The sequence below is a fragment of the Streptomyces lonarensis genome (assembly GCF_012033735.1).
Classification (GTDB): domain Bacteria; phylum Actinomycetota; class Actinomycetes; order Streptomycetales; family Streptomycetaceae; genus Streptomyces; species Streptomyces lonarensis.
This window is the reverse complement of the sequence record NZ_JAAVJD010000482.1, coordinates 1-1,007: the sequence shown is the minus strand read 5'-3', so window position 1 is coordinate 1,007 and position 1,007 is coordinate 1. Positions and strand designations below refer to the sequence as shown.

Annotated in this window: 1 protein-coding gene and 1 pseudogene; both read left to right on the top strand. The window is 77.4% G+C overall.

Going from position 1 to position 1,007, the window contains the following annotated elements; translation table 11 throughout:
* Positions 1-119: 119 nt before the first annotated feature.
* A complete protein-coding gene (locus HCN56_RS25670; protein WP_167975049.1) occupies positions 120-668 on the top strand; it encodes an RNA polymerase sigma factor in 549 nt (182 codons plus the stop codon).
* Positions 659-1,007: pseudogene (locus tag HCN56_RS25665) on the top strand (hypothetical protein); the annotation flags it as partial. The gene HCN56_RS25670 and the pseudogene HCN56_RS25665, both read left to right, overlap by 10 nt.

Sequence of the window (1,007 nt, the reverse complement as noted above, 5' to 3'; positions counted from 1 at the left end):
AGCACCAGGGCCAGGGTGTTGGCGCCGGCGCGCCGCCCGCGGGCGGCGCCGCCGACACACCGGACGGCCTGCCGCCGCCCGGCGCCGCCCCCGAGGTCGCCACCCCCGCCGCGGGCGGCGTGCTGGGTACGCTGGACGACTCCGTGCTGGTGGTGCGGGCGGCCGAGGGCGACGACGACGCCTTCGAGCTCCTCGTCCGCCGCCACAGTCCCGTGCTGCTGCGGCTGGCGACGAGGCTGCTGGGGGACCGGGCCGACGCGGAGGACGCCGTCCAGGACTCCTTCGTCAACGCCTGGCGCCGCCTCCCGGAGTTCCGCAGGCAGTCCGCGTTCCTGACGTGGATGTACCGGATCGTCACCAACCGCTGCCTCAACCTGCTGCGCGCCCGGCGGCCGACCTCGGACCTCGACGCGGTGGCGGAGCCCTCGGCCCCCGACCACCAGGCGTCACCGACCCGGGCGGCGGAGTCGTCGGCGGCGGCCGCGGCGATGTCCCGCGCGCTGGCCGGTCTCTCCGCCGAGCAGCGCGCCTGCTGGGTGCTGCGGGAACTGCACGGACTGAGCTACGACGAGATCGCCGACTCGGTCGGCATCACCCACCAGGCCGTGCGCGGCCGGATCTACCGCGCACGGCGTCATCTGATGGAGGCGATGGACGCATGGCGATGAGCCCGCCCGCCTCGGGCCCCCCTGACCACGGCATTCCCCCGAGGAGCGCCGCTCTCCCGGCCGACGACGAACTCCTCGCCTGTGGCCGCTCGGTGGAGCAGCTCTGGGAGAGCTGGGACGACGGCACCGTCACCGGCGACCCGCACGTCGCGGGCTGCCCGCACTGCGCGGCGGCCCTCGACGGGCTGCGGGTGCTCGACGAGTTCGCCCGGGAGGCGGAGGCAGCCGAGCACGGGGCGGTCGGCCCCCTCCGCACCGGCCCCGGCGCCGACGGGTTCGAGCCCGCGCTGCACCGGCCGGCGCGGCGCCTCGCGGCGCACGAGGCGCACGGCCCCGGGG